Here is a 19,513-nt window from a genome sequence, read left to right on the forward strand (position 1 = left end):
AGTGTTGAAAAGGGTTATTTAACACTACAAAGCAACGAGGGGGAAATGACAGCCCTATGTCAGGAGGATTATTTTAAATAATGGTCCCTTAATTCGATGGCATGTTGCATCATCGATTCCTTTAAACTTTCTGGCCCCAGGATTTCAATGGAGTTCCCGAAAGTGAGGAGCCAGCGGGTAAAATATCCTTTTGGAGGCTGTAGGAATAGCATTTCTGTTTTATCGCCCATATTCTTTTCAGAAACGAGGCCATAGTAATATTTCTGGGCGTTTATATATTTAACTACCCTGGTTTCCATTAAGATCTTGCATTCCTCCAACAGTCCCTCTTCATGTTTGAACTGTTGCGTCAGGTAATCTTTCAGGGATACGTGTTTGGCTTTCTCGTAACGCTCGGATAAAACATGCACCTTGCGGATACGATCCACCCTGAAATTCCGGTAACCCTGCCGGAGGCGGCACCAGGCAATCAAATGCCAATTGTGGCTCATATGGAATATACCAACTGGCTCTATCTCTCTCCTGGTAGCCACTTCATCCTTAAAAGAGAAATATTCCATGCTCATTACTTGTTGATTACCAATTGATTGTTGAATGTCAGACAAGAATTTATTGGGGAATTCTTCATTTTGGAGATGATGGGGCTGATAGGAAAGCACCGCAATATTATCATCCAGGCTTTCCAGGTAATCTTTATCGCTACCCCTGAGTACGGAGCGGATTTTCTCCATTGCGAAGCCGAATTGCTTCTCATTGGAGTGATCGCTGTACTTTTCCATGAGTTTTTCTGCGGTCAGTAGGGCGGCAGCCTCTTCCTTGGAGAACATCACCGGGGGAAGGTGATAGCCATCTACTATATAATAGCCCGTTCCAGCTTCGGCTCCAATGGGAACGCCTGCTTCTTGGAGGGCTTTCACATCGCGATAAACCGTTCTCAAGCTGATATTGAAACGCTCGGAAATCTCGGAGGCCTTTACGATCTTTTTGCCCTGAAGTTGGATAAGAATGGCTGTGAGTCTGTCAATTCGGTTCATGGGACTAGAAAATTACCGCTAAGGTCGGATGTCAAAAAAATATTTTTAAATTTTTTTTACCCTGAATTAAACTTTGTTGAAAATACGGGGTCTTACTTATATAACAACACTTTCAGAGAACGCAAGAAATTGAGAAAGAGAAATGTAGAATTCTGAAAGTCATTAATTCGATGCTACAGTACAGAATATAGGTTAAATGGTAAGCCCCTGCAAATCATTGCGGGGGCCTGTTTTTTATAGCACTTTTACCTTTTTTTAGGATTACTAACCTCCATTTCTCCCTAATAACTCATTTCGTTTAATTTCACTTTACCCCGGAAAGTCCAAAATACAAAGATGGTGTAGGACAATACCAATGGAGTACCTATCGCCGCAATAATCAGCATTACTTTTAAGGATTTGGCAGAGGACGCTGCCGCGTAGATACTGATACTATTGGCAGGGTCTGTACTACTGATAATGATATTCGGATATAATCCAATGGCGAATAATATCAACAGGCAGGCGATAATGATGGAGGAATACACAAATGCCGTGTAATATTTCCTGCTATCAATATTGCGCTTAATATTCAGGAGTATCAGTACGGCTATCAATGGTAATATGAATAGCTCCGGGTGATGCTTGAAGGACGCCGTCATATGGGGTACATATATCAGTGTAGCCATCGACGTTAGGATGAAACAGAGAATGAAAAACTTACTACAGTTATTCACCATGATGGTCAATTTCGCATAGAGCCTGTTTTCTGTTTTCATCACCAGGTAAATAGCGCCATGGAGCATGAATAGGGCCAGCGTCGTAAATGCGATAAGGACAGCATACGGATTAAAAAAAGTTAGCAGATTGCCGGTGAATTCATGTTCTTTATTGAAAGGCATCCCGTGAATAAGATTGCCCAATACCAACCCTAGCAAGAACGTGATTAAAATACTAGACACACAATAGCTGATATCCCACATTTTACGCCACCATTTCCAAGGTTCTTTGCTTCTGAATTCGATGGAGATGGCTCTAAAAATGAGGGCCACCAGGAAGAGCATAAACGGAATATAAAAGGTAGAGAACAATACGCCATAGACTAATGGAAACCCTGCAAAGAGAGCGCCACCGGCAATTACCAGCCATACTTCATTTCCATCCCAAACAGGTCCAATGGCGTTTAATACCAGTCGTCTGCTTTCTTCTTTGTTAAAAAACAAATGAAGGGCGCCTGCGCCCAGATCGAAGCCATCCAATACGCCATAACCGGTAATCAGGCCCCCAATGACCAGGAACCACCATGTAGGAAGATCTAATCCAAGAATTGTTTCCATACGCTAGTATTTTAAGCAGGAATGTTTTCAATATTTCTTTTGGAGAAATGTTCACTATCGTCTTCATCCTCATCTGTAATATTCGGACCATGGCTGATCTTCCGGTTGAGCAGGAAAATGAACAACACAAATAACAGGATATATACCAATGTGAATAGTATCAAAGAGAACATTACCTGATCAGAAGTAACTTTTTTGGAAAGGGCGTCAGAGGTGCGGAGCAGGCCGTATACCACCCATGGTTGCCTACCTACTTCTGCGGCATACCATCCCAATTGATTGGCAATCTGGGGTAACAGTACCGCCAGTACGAAAATCCACATCAACCAGCGATGATTGAATAACTGCTTCTTCCATAATAATACCGCGGCTGTCAAGGTGAGTAGAATCAGCGTGATACCGATGGCGACCATGAAATGATATGTTTGGAAGACGAAATTCACTGCGGTGGGTCTGTCTTCTTGTGGGATCGATCTAAGGCCTTGTACCGGGGCGCTGAAACTGCCATGGGTGAGGAAGGAAAGTCCGCCAGGAATTTTTATACCGGTTGTTTTTTCTTCTTTATTATTAACCCATCCCATGATGTACATATCGGCCACAGCTAGACTATCATAGTGCCCCTCCATAGCGGCGAGTTTGGCAGGTTGGTATTTGCTCACATATTCCGCAGAGCGATGGCCGGTGAACAATTGCAGCAAAGCCGCTACAGCGGCCACCCGCAAGCCCACTTTAAACATGGCCTGCGCATGCTTGATGTATTTCCCTTTTAATATATACCAAGCGCCTACGCTCATCACTAGAAATGATCCTGCGAGGAAAGCACCAATAATAACATGTGAAAATCTATCTGCAGAGGAAGGGTTGTTGACCATTACCCAGAAATCGGTGATGACAGCGCGTGCTCCCAGATCATGGCCTTCAATCCTGTATCCGGCAGGGGTTTGCTGCCAGGAGTTGGCGATCACGATCCATAGTGCGGAGAAAATAGACCCGAGGGCCACCATAATGGTGGAAAAGAAATGCACCCCTTTACTCACCCTATTCCATCCAAATAGTAATACGCCTAGAAAGCCCGATTCCAGCGCAAAAGCGAAGATCCCTTCCGCAGCGAGGGCGCTCCCAAAAATATCCCCCACGTAATGAGAGTAAGTGGCCCAGTTAGTACCAAACTCAAACTCCATCACAATGCCCGTGGCCACGCCAAGACCAAATATGAGGGCAAAGATTTTAATCCAGAAACGAGTGATATCGCGGTAGACAGGTAGTCCTGTTTTCAGGTACAAACCTTCCATAATTACTAGGCATACTCCCAGGCCAATACTAAGAGGTGGATAGATGTAGTGAAATGCTATCGTAAAGGCAAATTGTATGCGGGAAAGTATCTCAACTGACGGCATAATTCAACGGATATAGTACAAAGTTATTGACATCAATCATCCACGAACCTGACGTTTATCATGTTTTCTAAATTTAATCTTTTTCTCCCCAAAATAAAAAAGTTCAAAAAATATTTCTCCTGTAATTGCCTGCTGTAGCGAGTTCTAAAGGTGGTGTTAAAATAGTATCATTGCGTTAACAACGGATAAAGGAAATGGGACTAGCACTATAGTACCTTTGAATTACACAAAATTACATCATTGGCGAGAGTCAATGAAACTTCAATCTTATAAATGGTAATAATGTAGGAGCCTGATGTCTATCAGGCTCAATTAATTTGGCTTTTTATTTTCCTCTGAATACACATTGGTAGTTATTATGGGTTGTTTTGGTGATAACCTGTAGAGAGAGTCCTGACGAAAGTCAGGACTCTTTACCAAGTTATTTTATTTCCACTACTATCTTCCCAAATTGTTTACCACTCTCCAAATGATAAAACGCTTCCTGTACCGTGGATAAGTCATACACACTATCAATCACCGGTTTAATACCATTGTATTCAAAAGTATTTGCCACCTGCTGTAAACTAGCCTTGCTACCCACAGAATACGCTTGTATCCTCGCTAAACTCTGCCATAAACTCATGAAGTCCATCGGTAGCGACATGCCCGTCATGAAGCCTACCAGTCCTACAAAGCCATGATGGGCAACAGATTTTATACTATTATCAATCGTACTGGTTCCTGCAATATCCAATGTAGCGTGTACCCCCTCGCCGTTAGTAAGGCGTTTTACTTCTTTATACCATTCAGGATGCTCTTTGTAGTTGATTACCTCACTGGCTCCAAGGGCTTTCAGCCTTTCTACTTTCCCTGCATCACCAGTGGTGGCAATTACCCTTGCTCCAGCGGCACGGGCAATCTGCAAAGCAAATAGGGATACACCGCCGCTACCTTGCGTCAGTACTGTTTGCCCTGGCTGAATATTGGCATATTCCATGAGTCCTGTCCACGCAGTGACTGCGGCTACAGGCAAGGTGGCGGATTCCACACTGGTCAGATTCGCAGGTGTACGCACCAGCGCGTAATCCGGCATGACATAATATTCCGCCAATACGCCTGGGGTGTTATTCCCGGTACTGCGCGTTTGCGTATGCGGCGCTGCTTTTCCGCTTTGCCATAACTGGTTATAATGAGTGGTTACTCTATCGCCGGGCTTCCAAGCGGTTACTGCTTCGCCCACTGCTTCCACGACACCAGCTCCTTCTGAAGAAGGGGTAAAAGGGAAAGCGATAGCGCCATATAGCCCTTTTACCAACGCTGTTTCCAAAAAGTTGAGGGATGCTGCTTCCATTTTGATCAGCACTTCATGCGCGCCAGGAACAGGTTTTGCAACGTCTACTAATGTCAATTGATCTATACCGAACTTATTTATCTGAATTGCTTTCATAAAATTGTATTTTTATGAAGGCAAAGTTGGATAGTACTAGCTAATAAGTCAAGTATGCACCATTTGGAAAGGTACTTTCTGATTTGGTAGTATTATTGAATATCAATGAAATAAAAATGAAGACAAAAGAAAAAATTATTCATAGAGACACGGTTTGTGCTGTAGATTATGCTTTCCAACGCATCGGTGGGAAGCACAAAGGAAGGTTGATATATCACCTTTCCAAAGGCACTTTACGCTACGGAGAATTAGGTAGAAGACTTACCGGCATCACACCTAAAATGCTGACGCAAGTACTCCGGGAACTGGAAGAAGACGGCCTCGTAAACCGACATGTTTACCTGGAAGTGCCGCCAAGAGTGGAATACTCCCTAACAGAAACTGGTATGGAACTGGTGCCGTTTATTGTGCTGTTGGCCGACTGGGGAAGAACGAAAATGGAGCAGGAAGGGGTATTCTGCGAAACAGGAAATGAGCCAATAGCCTAATCGCTATCGGCTCATTTTTATAGCTTTTAGGCAGTAGCCATCGATTCGAACTCTTTCTTACGTTCCCTATATTCTTCCATCGTGAAGTTATACACCACAGAGTCACGCTTGTTCTTATTCGCAACGAAATGACAAGCATGTATATACGGTTCTGCAATATTCAGTTTATCCAACGGCGTTACTACCAATAATTGCAGATTCAACTGACCACAATATTCCATTAAGTAGTGACTCTTCTCCGGATCCAGTTTGCTGAAAGCCTCATCCACCGTGATGAAACGGAGACTGCGGTGCTGTCTATTGGATTCGTTTATACCAAACTGATAGGCAATAGCCGCTCCAAGAATGGTATAAGTAAACTGCGCTTTCTCCCCACCGGAAAGACTTGCCGTATCCTCATAATATTTGAAGGCCTTATTATCTGAGATATAGAATTCTTTCGCACCAAAGTCGAGCCAGTTGCGCACGTCCGTTACTTTTTTACGCCATGCTTCATTTTGCTGCAACTCTGTAATCAGTGCTTTGATATTCTGGAACAACTGTTCGCCATAAGCAGCATCTCTTTCTGTCTGATATTGCAGGGTATCCGGCACAGCCAGACTCAGTTTCTCTTTGAAGTTCCGGATTTCTACATCGCGCACATGACGGCATTCCAGTTGTAGATAGGTATCCGGGTTCTTGTTGAAGGTAATATTGCGCAGCGGTTCGTTCAGGTCTTCCATTACTTCACGGATAGCATCTTCTTGCCCGTATATCCATGCACGGTAGTTGGTGATGGCGTTGAGCATACTGGTGTCCATGTATTTGCGGAAACGCTCTTTATGCTCTATCAGGCGCTGATACTTGATTTGCTCGAAGAGGGCGGTAAACTCATCCAGGTACTCTACATTCGGTTTCAGATCTGTGGTATCGCCCATCCAGTCAGGGAATGTATCGTGCACGGATTTAGGCGGATTCACGAAAGCTGCTAGTAGTCGCGTGATGTCCGTTTGTTTCTCGGAGCTGTTGCGCTGTGCTTCTTTCAAAGAGGTATTCAGGCTATCTTCTGCACGTTTACGATAATTGTATAATTGTGCGGCAGAAGTAGCAGGCGCTGTGATGGCTAATTCGGCGAGGAAGTCAATTGCTTTCTGGAGGGCAATCTCATCTGTATTACTCACTTTCAATTGTGCGAAATACTGTTGCTTTTCGTCCAGTTTTTTGTTTAGATGACCTTTTTGTTGGAGGGCATCGGATTTATCGTCTTCTAGCTCGCGAAGGGCGGCTGTAGTGCTATCCAACTGTTCACAGATGACTTTATATTTATCACTGGCTTGTAACAGCGAATCCTTCTCTCTGTGATGCGTTTCAATCACAGCCGCATGTGGCTGCCAGTTGATATCATCGTAGGTGCGAAGGGTTAAGAAAGTACTGAGCACCGTTTGCATAGCGCCGAGTTCTTTCCGCGTGGTTTCCAGTTCCGTCAAACCTGATTGCAGCTCTGTGATAGCGGCTTCACACTCATCCAGGTCTTCTTTTAACAGGCGTAGTTTGTTTTTATTATTCCAGCCGAGCACATAATTGTTTTGCTGAGAGCGGCCTGGGCGGTCATCTTTTTCATGTCGTGTAGCCACGCGCGTTAGTCCCTTAGAGGTAACGGCTTTGCGAGCGCGATTGAAGAGATTCAAATCGTCCGTGCAGATGTAGTCAAACTGATCCAGGAGTTGGTTTTGCAGCCACTCCTTGAAATGTGTGCCTGGCTTGATTTCTATCTTCTGTAAAAGACTGTCTTCTTCTTTCGGCATGCGCAGCATGGTGTAAGACTCGTCTTCTATTTTGTGATATACCAGTCGTGTTTGCAGGTTATTTTCGTTGATATATCTGTTGATACGAGCCACATATCCTTCAGGAACCAACAAGCGTAATGCGAAGTTGTGCAATACTTTCTCGATGGCATATTCCCAGTGGGATTCCTCGTCTTTTATCCGAAGAAGCTCGCCGGCAAAGGGTAATTCGTCTTCCGGAACATCCAACATATCCGATAATTGCTGACGGATCCGTATTAGTTCATGGGGAATATTATTTTTCCTGTTCAACAGCGAGGAAATCTCTTCATTCAATGTGACTGCATGATTCTTTTCCGCTGTCAGATTGCTTTTATGCAAGAAAATTTCTTCCTGGATGCCATCCAACTGTTTGTCGATGGTTTTTAGCTGTTTTTCGGCGCCCCTGATGTTATCATGGAATTGTTGTTCATCTGGTGACGTCGTGAGTCCGAGTCTCTCTGATAACCTGTTATAATCATCCATTTTACTACGTTTCGTATCGAGCGATTTCTGCTCGTAATGGATGGTTTTATCGATAGAGCGTAGTTGCTCATCCACGCTGTTATTGGCTTTCTGCGCGATGAGTTCATCTTTTTTCAGCGTCAGTTTTTCTTGTTTGGCGGTGATGCCAGACAGTGTACTGGCGGTCACTTCCAACTCCTGTTTCAACTGTGTGATCTCCTGTTGTACCAGTTCTCTTTCCTGACGATTGAAATATCCGGGCAGCGTATCTTGTAACGAAAGCAGCTCCCGGCCTTTATCCTGGAGGGTTTCCCATTCTGTACGCTGTAAGATGATCGGCTCCAGCATTTGGAGTTGCATCTCATCTTTTTGGATGGCGCGGTGACTGGAAAGCAGACTGTCGTAGTTTTCGCGGAGTTTCAGGAACTCGGCCTCACTGTCCGTTTCTTCGAGCATGTGCTGACGGATAAAGGTGTTCAAGTCTCCCAACACCTTAATACCCACGGTTTGGTTAAACAATGCTAACGCTTTTTCACTGCGCAAACCGAAGATATTACTGAACATGGAAGCGTATTCCTTGAAGCTGTCGGTGACTTCTGTTTTAGGATATTCCATTTTCAGTTTCTTCTTCCAGTCGCCTTTCGCATCAAATTTACCATTGCCGAAATGGTCGTTGATATTGAGTTTATGGGGAGACACGATGAACTGACGCTTCATTTCTCCCGCATACCAACGCACTTGGGCCAGGGTAATGGTGTGCATCGTAGCGGCATTGTAGAAATAGGCCAGCAGTACGGAATAAGGATTTTGCTCCTTATGGCGCAACTGCTCTGTTTTCGAGGAAAGCGACTCCTCCGAAAACGTTTTACCATAGTATCCCCAGAAATAGGATTCTTCCCCGCGGTCGCGGCGTTGTTCCGTTCCGGAAGACTGGTTATAGAAACGTTTGCCGGAAGGTACCAGCAACGTGAGCAAAGCATCGATGAGCGTGGTTTTACCACTACCATTGGCGCCTGTCAGCAGAGAGGTATTGCCATTGGTGTTGACGCGATATATTTTATTGTGAAAGGTCCCCCAGTTGTATACTTCGAAATACTGTAGTCGGAAGCCACTTTCTTTTGAATCACTATTGAACAGGGTTGACATGCAAGTTTAATTTTGTTTTGATTTCTTCCAGTTTCTCATTGTTTACCAAAGCCTTGATGACGCGTTTTACTTCATATTGCTGTAGCTCTTTGTTCGCAACATCTTCACGGGTCAGGCGCAGGATACCTACGCTGAGCAGGCTGTTGATAGGCTTGTTGAGATCTTTCAGCAGTTTGGATTTGTTATGTCGTTCCTTGAAGAAGAGTGTCAGGCGTTCTTTCATCTCTTTTTGGGTGAGGTACAATTTCGTACCTGTTCCTTTGAGATCAAATTCTTCCAGTGCTTCCCGCAGTACGATGCAGAGCAGCGTGGCCTCGTATGTGAGTCTGGCTTTACGCATTAGTCGCGGTAACGGGCGATCGCTGTTCTCGTCATTCTCCGGTTGCACGATGCGTGCAAAGCCGTCTGCTTCATTAATGACCAGTTGCAGACCTGTTTGTTGCAAGTATTTATGCAGTTCTGTCTGCCAGCTCAGGATATCTTTCCAATAACTGCGTTCTTCTTCATAAACAGGCCCCTGCATTAATTTCAGGAACACATGTGCAAAGGGTGCTATATTTCGTTCAGACATAAAGGTTAGTTTTTAGAGTTGTTGGTAAACAATACCATCGGAAGATTGATGATACGGTTGCCCAACATGACAGGATCAGGTGTTTCGAGAATGATATGGGAAGACGACTGACTAGCGATGGCGAAATAGGTAATCAGTTCTGTGAGCCCTTTCTCGGTGCCGTAGGTTTCCACCAGTTCTTTCAGGCTGACCTGTTTTTTGTGTTGCAGTTGTATTTGAATACGTTCTTCCAACTGTGCACGATCTATATGGAAATGATTGAATAATGCTTGGAAATCTTCTATAGAATAATCGTCTCCGCCCACTCCTTCTGGGAGCTGGAAGGCGGGAGCAATGGCTTTCTCCTCGGCCATTTCCCATCTGTCTGGCAAGTCGATTTCTGGTTCACATTCGAGTTCTATAAAGCATTCTTCGTCTGGATGATTGCCCAGCGCTTGAAATGCGAGCAAACGAATATCATTGATCAACTCGATGGTTTTTCGTCTGTCCGTCATATTCTTTTCATTCAGGACGCGACTCAGTTTATCACTGAGCTTTTTATTGGCATCGATTACTTTTTTACCAGAGGCATGGAGGAACTGCTTTAATTTCCGGAGGAAGCGGTCGTTCTTATATTCGATGTCTCTATCCTCCATTAAGATATAGAGTTTGTCTATAAGATCCCGCATTTCCATTTGCTTGGTTTCATCCATGAGGAATTGCCAGAAGGAGTAGAAGCTTTTACCTTGGTCTTTTTGGCGTAAGGCTTCGAAGGAATCGAGGGTATAAGCCAGGAGGGTACCTTTGGCTACATCGCGTTCACTTTGCTTGCGATATATTTCCTGGGTGATTTGTTCAAAGTTGCCTTCTACTTCCTTGAAATCGCCGAGGAGTTCGCGGGCCATACGGTTTACATCGTAAACTCTTTCTTTGATTTGGGTATCATCGAAAACCTGAACTTTTCCAGTGATGGTGATGGCTTGGATTTCCTGTTCTATTTCGAATTTCTTTCTTTCCAGCTCTTGGATACGTTGTTCTGGGTCTTTATTGCTTTGGTCCACCAGTTCGCGGAGCTTGGAGAAAATATCTTTAAAACGGCTCTCGGTGCCAACAAATTCGCGTTTTTGGAGCGTGGAAACCCAGTGCAGGACCTTTTCTGTATCGCTACTCAGTTCATGGATATCCACACCTTCGTCGTCGGGGTATTTACGCAGGAAGCCCTGGTTACTCCATTGATCGATATATTTCCTGGCTTTGATATCATTATCTTCCAGGAGACTACTCGCATCGATTTCGTCGTCAGCGGCCAGATAGCCGGTATGACTGAGGTAATCAGATAGTCGGGTAACTAATTCCGCATTGGTAATGATAGTCTGGTTTTTCTCTTTGAATACCGTGTGAAAAAATGACAACATCATTGGAGCACTGCGAGCCCGTAGTATTTTGAGCGTTACTGACTGGGCGAACAGTAAACATAATTGTTCATACGTCATTCGGTAAAAATAAGGAAAAAAGGTATTCCTTTACATGATGTAAAGTCCGTTTGCACGCGGTTCTACGGGAGCAGGAATCTCTTTTTCCCCCAATCCTTCCAACAGATTGATTTCTATGGTTCGGGTGATACTGTCTAGCGGCGTTGCCAGCGGGCTATAAGAGAAAGGGTTCATGAGGCTAACGCCATTCAGGTGGGTAGTGTGGAAAACAAAACCGAAGGCCCAGCCAAAGATAATAGACCAGGGCCCTATGGACTCAGTCATCATTAGGGTATTCATCAGTACATAAAACCAGATAAACAGGTTCGTAAAATACACGTAACTGGTAGGAAAGACGGTAGTCTTGATCCGTTCAGATTTCCCCATATTATCCGTGTGTTTTACCAGGAGATTATTGATTTCAAGGAACTGGAAACCGTCTATGGTGCCGGTTTGTTTCAGCCTTTGGAGCTCCTGGGCCTGAATATTTAGAATAGCGTTTGGTTTATTGGTTTGTCGACTAATTATCTCCTTTTCTTCTGGGGAGAGGTATCTTTCAAAATAATTATCGGGGCGGTTGCGGAGGGCTGATTTCAGGGTGTAGAGGAAAGCCAGGTGGCGGTAAATCATATTTCGGGCAGTGGTTTGCCTTTGTTCTGTATTATCAGAGGCATAATAAGAGAGGAGGCTGCGGGCCCAGGAGCGGGAATCGTTGACCAGCGCCCCCCAGATGGTTCTGGCCTCCCACCAGCGGTCGTAGGCCTGGTTGTTCAGGAACCCGATAAAAAATGCGATGGCCGTACCTAAAACCGCGGATATCGTAACAGGAATATTAATATGTGTTTGCAGCCAATAGCGATCCAGGAAGTAAGTGGCGGTACATAAGGCGAGCAGCATCAGATCCACCTTCCAGGTGTAGGAAAAGATCTGCATCAGGGAGAACCTGGATTTTATCAGCATAAGCGGCTTTTATTTTTTTAACAACCTGTTCTGGAGGATTTTTTCCATCGCTGTATCTTTCATGCCCCTGGAAAACGGCACAGTGGCTTTTCCCAGCTCCACCACATTGCCATCAATACCGGTGATTTTTTTACTGTTAACAACAAAGGATTTATGGGTCTGTACGAAATCGTTGCTGTTAATATTGTCTATCACGGATTTCAGGGTAGCGTGGATAATGTGCCTGGTGTTTTCCGTATATATATTCACGTAATTCTCCATAGCTTCCAGGTACACGATGTCCTCACAGAAAATTTTCACCAATTTTTCATTGGCTTTCACAAATATATACGCTGAATCCTGCGGGATTGTTTTACGAAAATGTTCAAAAGCCCTGTTGGCGGCCCTTAAAAAGCGATCAAAAGAAACAGGTTTCAGGAGATAATCCAGCACCTGTAGCTCATATCCTTTGATGGCGTATTGTTCGTAGGCGGTGATAAAAATTATCTGGGGTGGCTGTGGCAAACTTTGTAATAGTTCCAGTCCGCTGATATAGGGCATTTCTATATCGAGGAACAGGAGGTCTACTGGTTGTTGGCGTAGGAGATTGCTGAGGGAAACGGCATCTTCACAAACGCCCACCAGGTCTAGGAAATCCACTTTTTCCACATAGCTGACAATTCCTTTTCTGGCTACCGGTTCATCGTCCGTGATTACGCAACGGATTTTCATAATATCAATTTTAAAGTGGCCGTGTAATGGTCCCCGTTATGAATGGTTTCCAGTTCATGTTTATTTGGGTAGAGCAATGCTAGGCGGCGCCGGAGGTTTTCCAGTCCGATGCCTCCGCTCCTGGAAACCCGCTGTACCGTTGGAACGGCATTGCTCACATGAAACAGGAGCGCTTGGTCTTGTAAAGTGGCAGCTATGTTAATCCAGTAGCTGCCACCGGTGTATTTAAATGCGTTTTCCACAAGTGGGAGTAACAGTAACGGATATACGGGCTGTTGTTGGAGGCCCGGATCGAAGGACACCTGTAATTGCAGGTGATCATTCATTCGTTGCTGTTGTAGGTCTATAAACGATTGTAAGTATTGCAATTCATTGCCTACTGGCACTTGGTGCTGATGATCGTATAGTTGGTAGCGGAGTAGCTCTGATAATTTTTCCACGGTTTGCTTGGCGTCTTGCACGCTTTCATCCATTTGGAAATAGATCAGGTTCAGCGCATTGAAGAGGAAATGCGGGTGAAACTGCGCTTTCAGGAATTGCATTTCCGTTTGTAGCTTATCGTTGGTGATTTTCTCCAGTAATAACTTTTGTTCGTAGTTCTTCCGGAGAGATGCCGTGGCTCGCAGTATGGCATAGTATAACAGGCCAAAGAGAAGGGGAATCAGTGTGATATTCACTACATCATACCATTGTAGGCCGTCATCCGTCAGGGCGGCCATGGGGATAACCGTTACATAAGATATAAGGGTTATCAACAATGTTGCCCTGCCGTATTCTTTCCAAACAGGTTCCTGGATCTGTAGACGCTGTTGTCTTTCAGCTTCTCGCTTTAAAAAATAGATATAGAAGTTACTTGCCACGATGGTCACCACAATCTCTATCGCATTAGTGGTCCATGGGCGTAGCCAGAATTTCATCCCGCTAAGCACATCATTCACCAGGCGAAGACAGATATACACTACCATACCACCAGCAGCGCGAACGAGATATTTTGTCCAGGAACGTATCATTAGCTTCAAGTTAAGTAAAAAAATCAGTAATTGGCTTCAGTGGCTAAAACGGGCGGAGCCGCGATGGTATTATCTTTTAGTGGCTTGACTTTTTCTATTGGTTTCATCCCGAAGAGCCAGCGCATCACCGGAAACGGTCTTATAAACAGGTGATAAATCAACATGGAAGCCCCTAAGGAAGTGATCACAATAAAAGTATATTTCAATCCAATGGTATCCGAAGTTTTCACCACGTAATAGGCCACTATCACAATCACTGTCTGATGGAGGATATAGAACGGGTATACGGCTTGGTTCAGGTAATCCTGTACTGGCAGCTTTTTATTCAGGTATTTTTTGCCATAGCCCACCAATGCAAACACCCAAAACCAGGAATGTAGCGAATGACAGGCGAGATAGAGATAAGAAACCAGGTTGCCATGTGCCCAGTTTGGTTCTGTCTTATTCCAGCGGAAGTAATTAATGAGCACTAGTAAAAGGAAGGCCATGGTGAGGGAAAGTCGGCGGTTTCTTTCAAGACTCTCCATGAGGGCAGGTTGCAGCATGCAGATGAATCCTGCCAGAACAAAGGTAAGCCAGTAAAAGAAGAAGCACCCGTCGTGGACAAGATCATTGGTTTCCCGGTAATGCAGAACAGTAGCCGTAAACCAGATAGTAGAGGGAATAATCAGTAGGTAGACACGTGTCCCCCGGGCCAATCCTGCCAATCTATTCCTAAATCCCAGTCCTTTAGGTCCCGTGGCCCAGGCAAATGCGGGTGCGAGGACAATATCATATATAATCAGGTAGCAGATAAACCAGAGGTGATGCCAACTGGTATTGCCTTTGGGGTATGCCTTCAGCTCAAAGATGGAAGGATAGAATTGCCAGTAATTCCCTTTAAAGCCTTGGGTGAGTCGCTCCATATATACTTGTGGCGGTACGATGATCAGCATACCAAAGAGTAAAGGAATGAAGAGCCGGCGGAGCCGCAGCAGGGTAAACTGACCCGCGTCTCTCTTCTGTAACATAAACCAGGTAACCGTTCCGGAAACAAAGAATAATAAGTGCATCCGGAACCTGCTAAGCCAGTAACTGAACTCTGAGAGCACGGAGCTGTAGGTAGCATTATTGATATGCCAGGGATCATTCTCGGCAAATGGTCTGGCAGCGTGGAAGAGCAAAACGCCGAGGATGGCGAGGATGCGGAGCCAATCGAGGTATGCTTGTCGGGATGTTTGAGGTTGCATGTTTTTTTTATACAAACTTACACTGCCACTCCTGCTACCGGCCCTTCTGTTTGACCACTTGCATTTCTCCGTTGACCAAATGCAAAAATTATTTTTGCGCTGGATCTATAGGAAAATCAAGCTATTACAAAATAATTATCCTAATAGTCTATAGGAATAGTAGGAAATTAAAATTATGTCTGTATATTTGTTATGTGAAAGGGATGAAGCACTGAGTAGCGCGTTTTACCAACCATAAAAATTTTTCAGGAATGTCTACACTTTACCGTTACGCCGATTATCTGCAGCAGCCTGTTCCAGAGAACTTCCCTAAAACGGGCTATCACAAGGAGTGCATTTCTCCGGTAATGTCAGGGATCTTTCCTGAATTTTTCTTAGAGCCTGGCCAGGCCATCCACGATGCTGGCCTGTTAACGCAGGGGGCGAGTATTCACACATTGACGGCGCAGCCGCTGGTAGTAATTTTTTATTCCATCCATTGGAATGGATATGCAGATGATCTACTGGAGCAGGTCGCGGCGCTTCATCCCGTGATAGAAGCTGCCGGGGCCAAACTGCTCCTGGTTTCCAGTGAGAACAGAAAACAATTTGAGGCGGTTAATCAGCAACCATTATCATTTGATGTCGTGTATGATGAAGGGTTTCAACTCGCGAAGAAAGCAGGTATTTATAGAAAATCAGATCCGATCTGGGGTTTTGTAGCCGGCGTCAACGAGGATGTACCCGTGCCTGCGGTCTATGTTATTACGCCTGACTTGTCTATCAAATATGCATTTATTGATAAATACCTGGAACATCCATTGCAGCCAGCGGATTTACTGGCTGCAATAGAAAGTCGCATTGCCATCAGTGCTTAGGCATTGATGGCCTGGTTTTCCAGGTTTTATGCATCTCATTCATTTTCCCTGTAAGTTGCTGGTCTCATTCATTCTCATCATTCTCACCGTATTTCGGCTGAGAATTCTTACTCCATTATAAGTCTCTCCATTTAAGTAGCATTTGCAAGAAGTACCCATCATCATAGGCGGTAGATGATAATCCTGCCCTTTATTTTCCACGCCTAACCCTGCCGTAACGCCGACTTTCGCATACATAATAGTTTCCTGTGGGCTACCAATTTGGGTATATCCTCTTCCGGATATGAAAAAACAGCCGATTGTGAATGAGCAAATACAAGGAAAGTATAGCGGGAGCCATGGAAGTAGCCGTTTCGCAAAAATACCTACATGTAGGTATTTGATGCTTCCTACCATTGGGCTACTTTTGCAGGGAGCATAAAAAAGATATTTTCAAATCATTATATAAAGTCATTTCCTAAATAGTCAAAGTTGATCGAATAAAGTCGGTCAGTTACCCCCAAAATTTGGGTCTCTTCATGAAGGATGGGACCCAAACCTGTTTTTGTAAAATTCCATTACATTTGCAGGCAGTATAAAGAATCAACCACCTGCAAAAAGCCTGATCCCATCAGGTATGAGAATGTGAGAATGCATGAGATGGGCTTCATTATTGTTTTTTTCCCGCTTTGTCTTATTTGTAAATGAACGTATAGAACACGAGTCAAACATGTCTGGAGTACCGCTGGCGGAAAAGATAAAAGCATTACAAGCAATAGAAGACGAACTGCCTGCAGTTTTGATTATTCATAGATTTCCGGAAGGAGGTGTCGAGTATATGTCGCCACGAGGCTGTAAGGAACTGGGATACACACTGGAGGAAATCCAGGAAATGGGTCAGGAGTATTACAATCGCTGCTTTAATCCGCAGGATGTGGAGGATTATGTACCAAAAATTATGGCGTTAGTGCAAACTTCACCAGAGGAAGACAGCATCGTTTCTTTTTTTCAACAAGTAAGACTTGCAGGAAACGACGAATGGGAGTGGCATTTGAGCACCACGCGCGTTTTTTTCCGGGATGAAACAGGCACTCCTACTCATTTGATAACTTGCGCTATTCCCATTGATCCGTTGCATCATGTAACCAGTAAGCTGAAACGCTTGCTGAAGGAGAATCTGTTTCTACGTCAACATCAGCATATTTTTGCAGAACTAACGAAGCGTGAGAAAGAAATTCTCAGATTGACAGCATTAGGTTATAGTGCTGGTGAGATGGCTAAAAAATTGCACATCTCAGAAAAAACAGCCGTAACACATCGTCGGAATGTCAAATCAAAAATCAATGCAGAGTCACTGTACGATCTCACCAAATTCGCGCAGGCATTCGATTTGATCTGATGATAAAATATTTTTTGCGGAGATGATTTTTGTTCCAAACAAAAAATGTAAATTCATATTGGTTTGATATCCTGTAAATCAAATTAAAATTTTGTTGACCCGATTCATGTTTGTTAAAACCGAATTACCATGTCTTTTAAAGCCCGTTGTAGTATTGATGGCTATGACTTTAATGTGTTAGAATGCCATTATACCTTTTCCCAGCAAACAGATAATTATGGCAAGCCAGTGGCCCGACCTACGGGAGGGGTGATTGAATTACTGGTGGAATCCGCTGCAGATACCAGTTTGTTCGACTGGATGATTGCAGATGCCGTTGCGCATAATGGCAGTATTATTTTCTATCGTAGGGATGCCATTTCCCGACTAAAGGAATTACGATTTGCAGATGCTTACTGTATTCGTTATACAGAGTATTTCAATGCGGAGAATGAAAAGCCCATGCAGATTCGCTTTCGCATGTCGGCACGCAAGCTAACGCTCAATGGAAGTACTTTTGAACATCCCTGGACTTTAAAATAATATATCATGTCAGCAATGATGAAAATTACCATTTCCATAGATGGTAAAAAGTATCCTTATTGGCATCAGTTAAGGCTGGAGCAGTCGGTTGATGCCTTGCATCTGTTTGAATTGCAGGTCGTGTATGATCCGGGAGACACGCAGTTATCGCGTATGAAAGCCTTCTTGGGGAAGCGATTGGAGGTAAAAGTACAATCGGCGGTAAAGGATCAGCAGTTGTTTTTTAAAGGGACCGTGACGACAGTTACAACCGGCAGAAAAACCGCGAACGGGCATGATTACTGTCTCCTCATCGGCCATAGTGCGGATGTATGCCTGCATACGATGCAGCGTACGCGTGCATTTGAACAACAGCCCCTGGAAGCGATAGTCCGGGAATTGATAAAATCCGTGACAGATGTAGTCATACAACCCCAGCAAAACCCTCTGTGCGCCTACCATGTACAGTATGATGAATCCGATTATCAGTTGTTGCGCCGATTGGCGGCGCAGTATGGGGAGTTTTTCTTTTACAACGGACAGCAACTGGTGTTTGGAGGGTACGTGCCGGCGCGTATTCCCTTGCGTTGTGAAGAACAACTATCATCTTTTCAGATCACGGGATCTATTGTGCCTGCTATGGCCACTTTCAGCCGCTATGATTATTTGTCGGATAGTGTACAGTCTGCCGCTCCGGCAACATCGAAGAAGGATGCTGTGTTGGATTATCTTCTTTCCATGCGTAATCCGGAACGAAGCTTTCGAGGGAGCGTGGCGGATCCGCAATCATCAGCAGATGCAGCGGAACATATGTCCATCGCCACAGCACTGCGTTTCAACGGAAGGAGCAGTTGCCCTGGAATACGTCCGGGCGATATTATTCTTCCGGAAGATAAATCTGGTAAAAAGTATGGCGGTTTCCTCGTGCAAAAAATAGTGCATCAATGTAAGGTGGATGGTCATTATTACAATGATATTACTGCGGTGTCGGAAAGTCTTGCCCATAAAGCGGCGGAGGTACAGGTCATACCGGCATGTTATCCACAATCGGCCATAGTGGTGGATAACAATGATCCTGAGCGCCTCGGCAGAATAAAAGTTCGCTTCCGTTGGCAGCAGGAGGGCGCATCGCCATGGATTCAAGTGCTACTACCCTACACCGGAAAGGGTAAAGGAATTTTCTTTTTGCCGGAAATAAATGAAGCGGTTTGGGTGAGTTTTCAGGATCAACATCCGGAATATCCGATTGTCACGGGTAGTTACTATCATGGCAAGGCACCCGCCAATGCTGGAGATGCGCAGAATACCTTGAAAATAATCCGTACTAGGTCTGGGCACACCATCCTGCTCGATGATGCACCAGGTAGCGAACAGATTACTATCAGTGATAAATCCGGCAATTCATTGCTCATGGATACTGCTAATAAGCTTATGCAGCTCGAATCCCCCGGACTACTTACCATCAAAGCAGATAATATTCACTTACAGGCAACAGCAACTGTTTCCGTTCAAGCAGGGAATAGTATTGCTTTATCAGCGGCGGAAAACATTTCCCATCATGCTACTGCATCCTACCTGGTAGCCGCCCGCAAAGTGGAAATGGTAGCCGATAAGCAGTACACATTGCAGTCGGGTGAATGGACCGTACACGCAGATACTGTAGCGTTGAAAAGCCTGAAAGGGAATTGCGAAATACACGCTGCCAAAAACTTGGATATTCAGAGCGAAGAGAAAATTAGAATGTGTTGATATAACCCGTAAAACTTAC

Annotated in this window: 16 protein-coding genes; 5 read left to right on the forward strand and 11 right to left on the reverse strand. The window is 44.5% G+C overall.

Features of this window, described 5'->3' with window-relative positions:
• Positions 1 to 68 precede the first annotated feature (68 nt).
• From JO154_RS21110 to JO154_RS21125, 4 genes are all read right to left on the reverse strand, one after another.
• Complete coding sequence (locus tag JO154_RS21110) at positions 69 to 1,034, reverse strand: YafY family protein (RefSeq protein WP_291949218.1); 966 nt, start codon at positions 1,032 to 1,034, stop codon at positions 69 to 71.
• 281 nt (positions 1,035 to 1,315) lie between these two features.
• Positions 1,316 to 2,350, reverse strand: coding sequence for a cytochrome d ubiquinol oxidase subunit II (cydB, locus tag JO154_RS21115; protein WP_291949220.1), 1,035 nt, complete (start codon positions 2,348 to 2,350; stop codon positions 1,316 to 1,318).
• 11 nt (positions 2,351 to 2,361) lie between these two features.
• Positions 2,362 to 3,747 (reverse strand): cytochrome ubiquinol oxidase subunit I, encoded by a 1,386-nt coding sequence (locus JO154_RS21120; protein WP_291949222.1) that lies wholly within the window; start codon positions 3,745 to 3,747, stop codon positions 2,362 to 2,364.
• Between the two features lie 421 nt (positions 3,748 to 4,168).
• On the reverse strand, positions 4,169 to 5,176 hold the full coding sequence (locus JO154_RS21125; protein ID WP_291949224.1) for an NAD(P)-dependent alcohol dehydrogenase: 1,008 nt from the start codon (positions 5,174 to 5,176) through the stop codon (positions 4,169 to 4,171).
• A 116-nt stretch (positions 5,177 to 5,292) separates the two neighbouring features.
• On the opposite strand from JO154_RS21125, the gene JO154_RS21130 reads away from it, so the two are divergent.
• Positions 5,293 to 5,664, forward strand: coding sequence for a helix-turn-helix domain-containing protein (locus JO154_RS21130; protein ID WP_291949226.1), 372 nt, complete (start codon positions 5,293 to 5,295; stop codon positions 5,662 to 5,664).
• A 26-nt stretch (positions 5,665 to 5,690) separates the two neighbouring features.
• On the opposite strand, the gene JO154_RS21135 is transcribed toward JO154_RS21130, so the two are convergent.
• The 7 genes from JO154_RS21135 to JO154_RS21165 are packed head-to-tail and all read right to left on the reverse strand — an operon-like array spanning position 5,691 to position 15,009.
• Entirely contained in the window at positions 5,691 to 9,077 is a 3,387-nt protein-coding gene (locus tag JO154_RS21135) for an ATP-binding protein (RefSeq protein WP_291949227.1), read from the reverse strand.
• Positions 9,058 to 9,648 (reverse strand): DUF4194 domain-containing protein, encoded by a 591-nt coding sequence (locus JO154_RS21140; RefSeq protein ID WP_291949229.1) that lies wholly within the window; start codon positions 9,646 to 9,648, stop codon positions 9,058 to 9,060. The genes JO154_RS21135 and JO154_RS21140 overlap by 20 nt, the downstream gene beginning before the upstream one ends.
• A 5-nt stretch (positions 9,649 to 9,653) precedes the next feature.
• The gene (locus tag JO154_RS21145) at positions 9,654 to 11,120 is read right to left on the reverse strand and encodes a DUF3375 domain-containing protein (RefSeq protein ID WP_291949231.1); all 1,467 of its coding nucleotides are present in this window, start codon (positions 11,118 to 11,120) and stop codon (positions 9,654 to 9,656) included.
• Positions 11,121 to 11,150: 30 nt separating this feature from the next.
• Positions 11,151 to 12,059, reverse strand: coding sequence for a bestrophin family protein (locus JO154_RS21150; protein WP_291949233.1), 909 nt, complete (start codon positions 12,057 to 12,059; stop codon positions 11,151 to 11,153).
• Positions 12,060 to 12,068: 9 nt separating this feature from the next.
• Positions 12,069 to 12,770, reverse strand: coding sequence for a LytTR family DNA-binding domain-containing protein (locus tag JO154_RS21155; RefSeq protein WP_291949235.1), 702 nt, complete (start codon positions 12,768 to 12,770; stop codon positions 12,069 to 12,071).
• Positions 12,767 to 13,780, reverse strand: a complete 1,014-nt coding sequence (locus tag JO154_RS21160; RefSeq protein WP_291949237.1) for a sensor histidine kinase — start codon at positions 13,778 to 13,780, stop codon at positions 12,767 to 12,769. Before JO154_RS21160 ends, JO154_RS21155 begins: the two co-directional genes overlap by 4 nt.
• A gap of 23 nt (positions 13,781 to 13,803) precedes the next feature.
• On the reverse strand, positions 13,804 to 15,009 hold the full coding sequence (locus JO154_RS21165) for an acyltransferase family protein (protein WP_291949238.1): 1,206 nt from the start codon (positions 15,007 to 15,009) through the stop codon (positions 13,804 to 13,806).
• A gap of 251 nt (positions 15,010 to 15,260) precedes the next feature.
• On the opposite strand from JO154_RS21165, the gene JO154_RS21170 reads away from it, so the two are divergent.
• From JO154_RS21170 to JO154_RS21185, 4 genes are all read left to right on the forward strand, one after another.
• The gene (locus JO154_RS21170; protein WP_291949239.1) at positions 15,261 to 15,866 is read left to right on the forward strand and encodes a redoxin domain-containing protein; all 606 of its coding nucleotides are present in this window, start codon (positions 15,261 to 15,263) and stop codon (positions 15,864 to 15,866) included.
• Between the two features lie 709 nt (positions 15,867 to 16,575).
• A complete protein-coding gene (locus tag JO154_RS21175; protein ID WP_291949240.1) occupies positions 16,576 to 17,244 on the forward strand; it encodes a LuxR C-terminal-related transcriptional regulator in 669 nt (222 codons plus the stop codon).
• A 129-nt stretch (positions 17,245 to 17,373) separates the two neighbouring features.
• On the forward strand, positions 17,374 to 17,766 hold the full coding sequence (gene tssD, locus JO154_RS21180; protein WP_291949241.1) for a type VI secretion system tube protein TssD: 393 nt from the start codon (positions 17,374 to 17,376) through the stop codon (positions 17,764 to 17,766).
• A 6-nt stretch (positions 17,767 to 17,772) separates the two neighbouring features.
• The gene (locus tag JO154_RS21185; RefSeq protein ID WP_291949242.1) at positions 17,773 to 19,494 is read left to right on the forward strand and encodes a phage baseplate assembly protein V; all 1,722 of its coding nucleotides are present in this window, start codon (positions 17,773 to 17,775) and stop codon (positions 19,492 to 19,494) included.
• The last annotated feature ends 19 nt before the right edge of the window (positions 19,495 to 19,513 follow it).

Origin of the sequence: Chitinophaga sp. (assembly GCF_019236475.1) — a bacterium.
Classification (GTDB): domain Bacteria; phylum Bacteroidota; class Bacteroidia; order Chitinophagales; family Chitinophagaceae; genus Chitinophaga.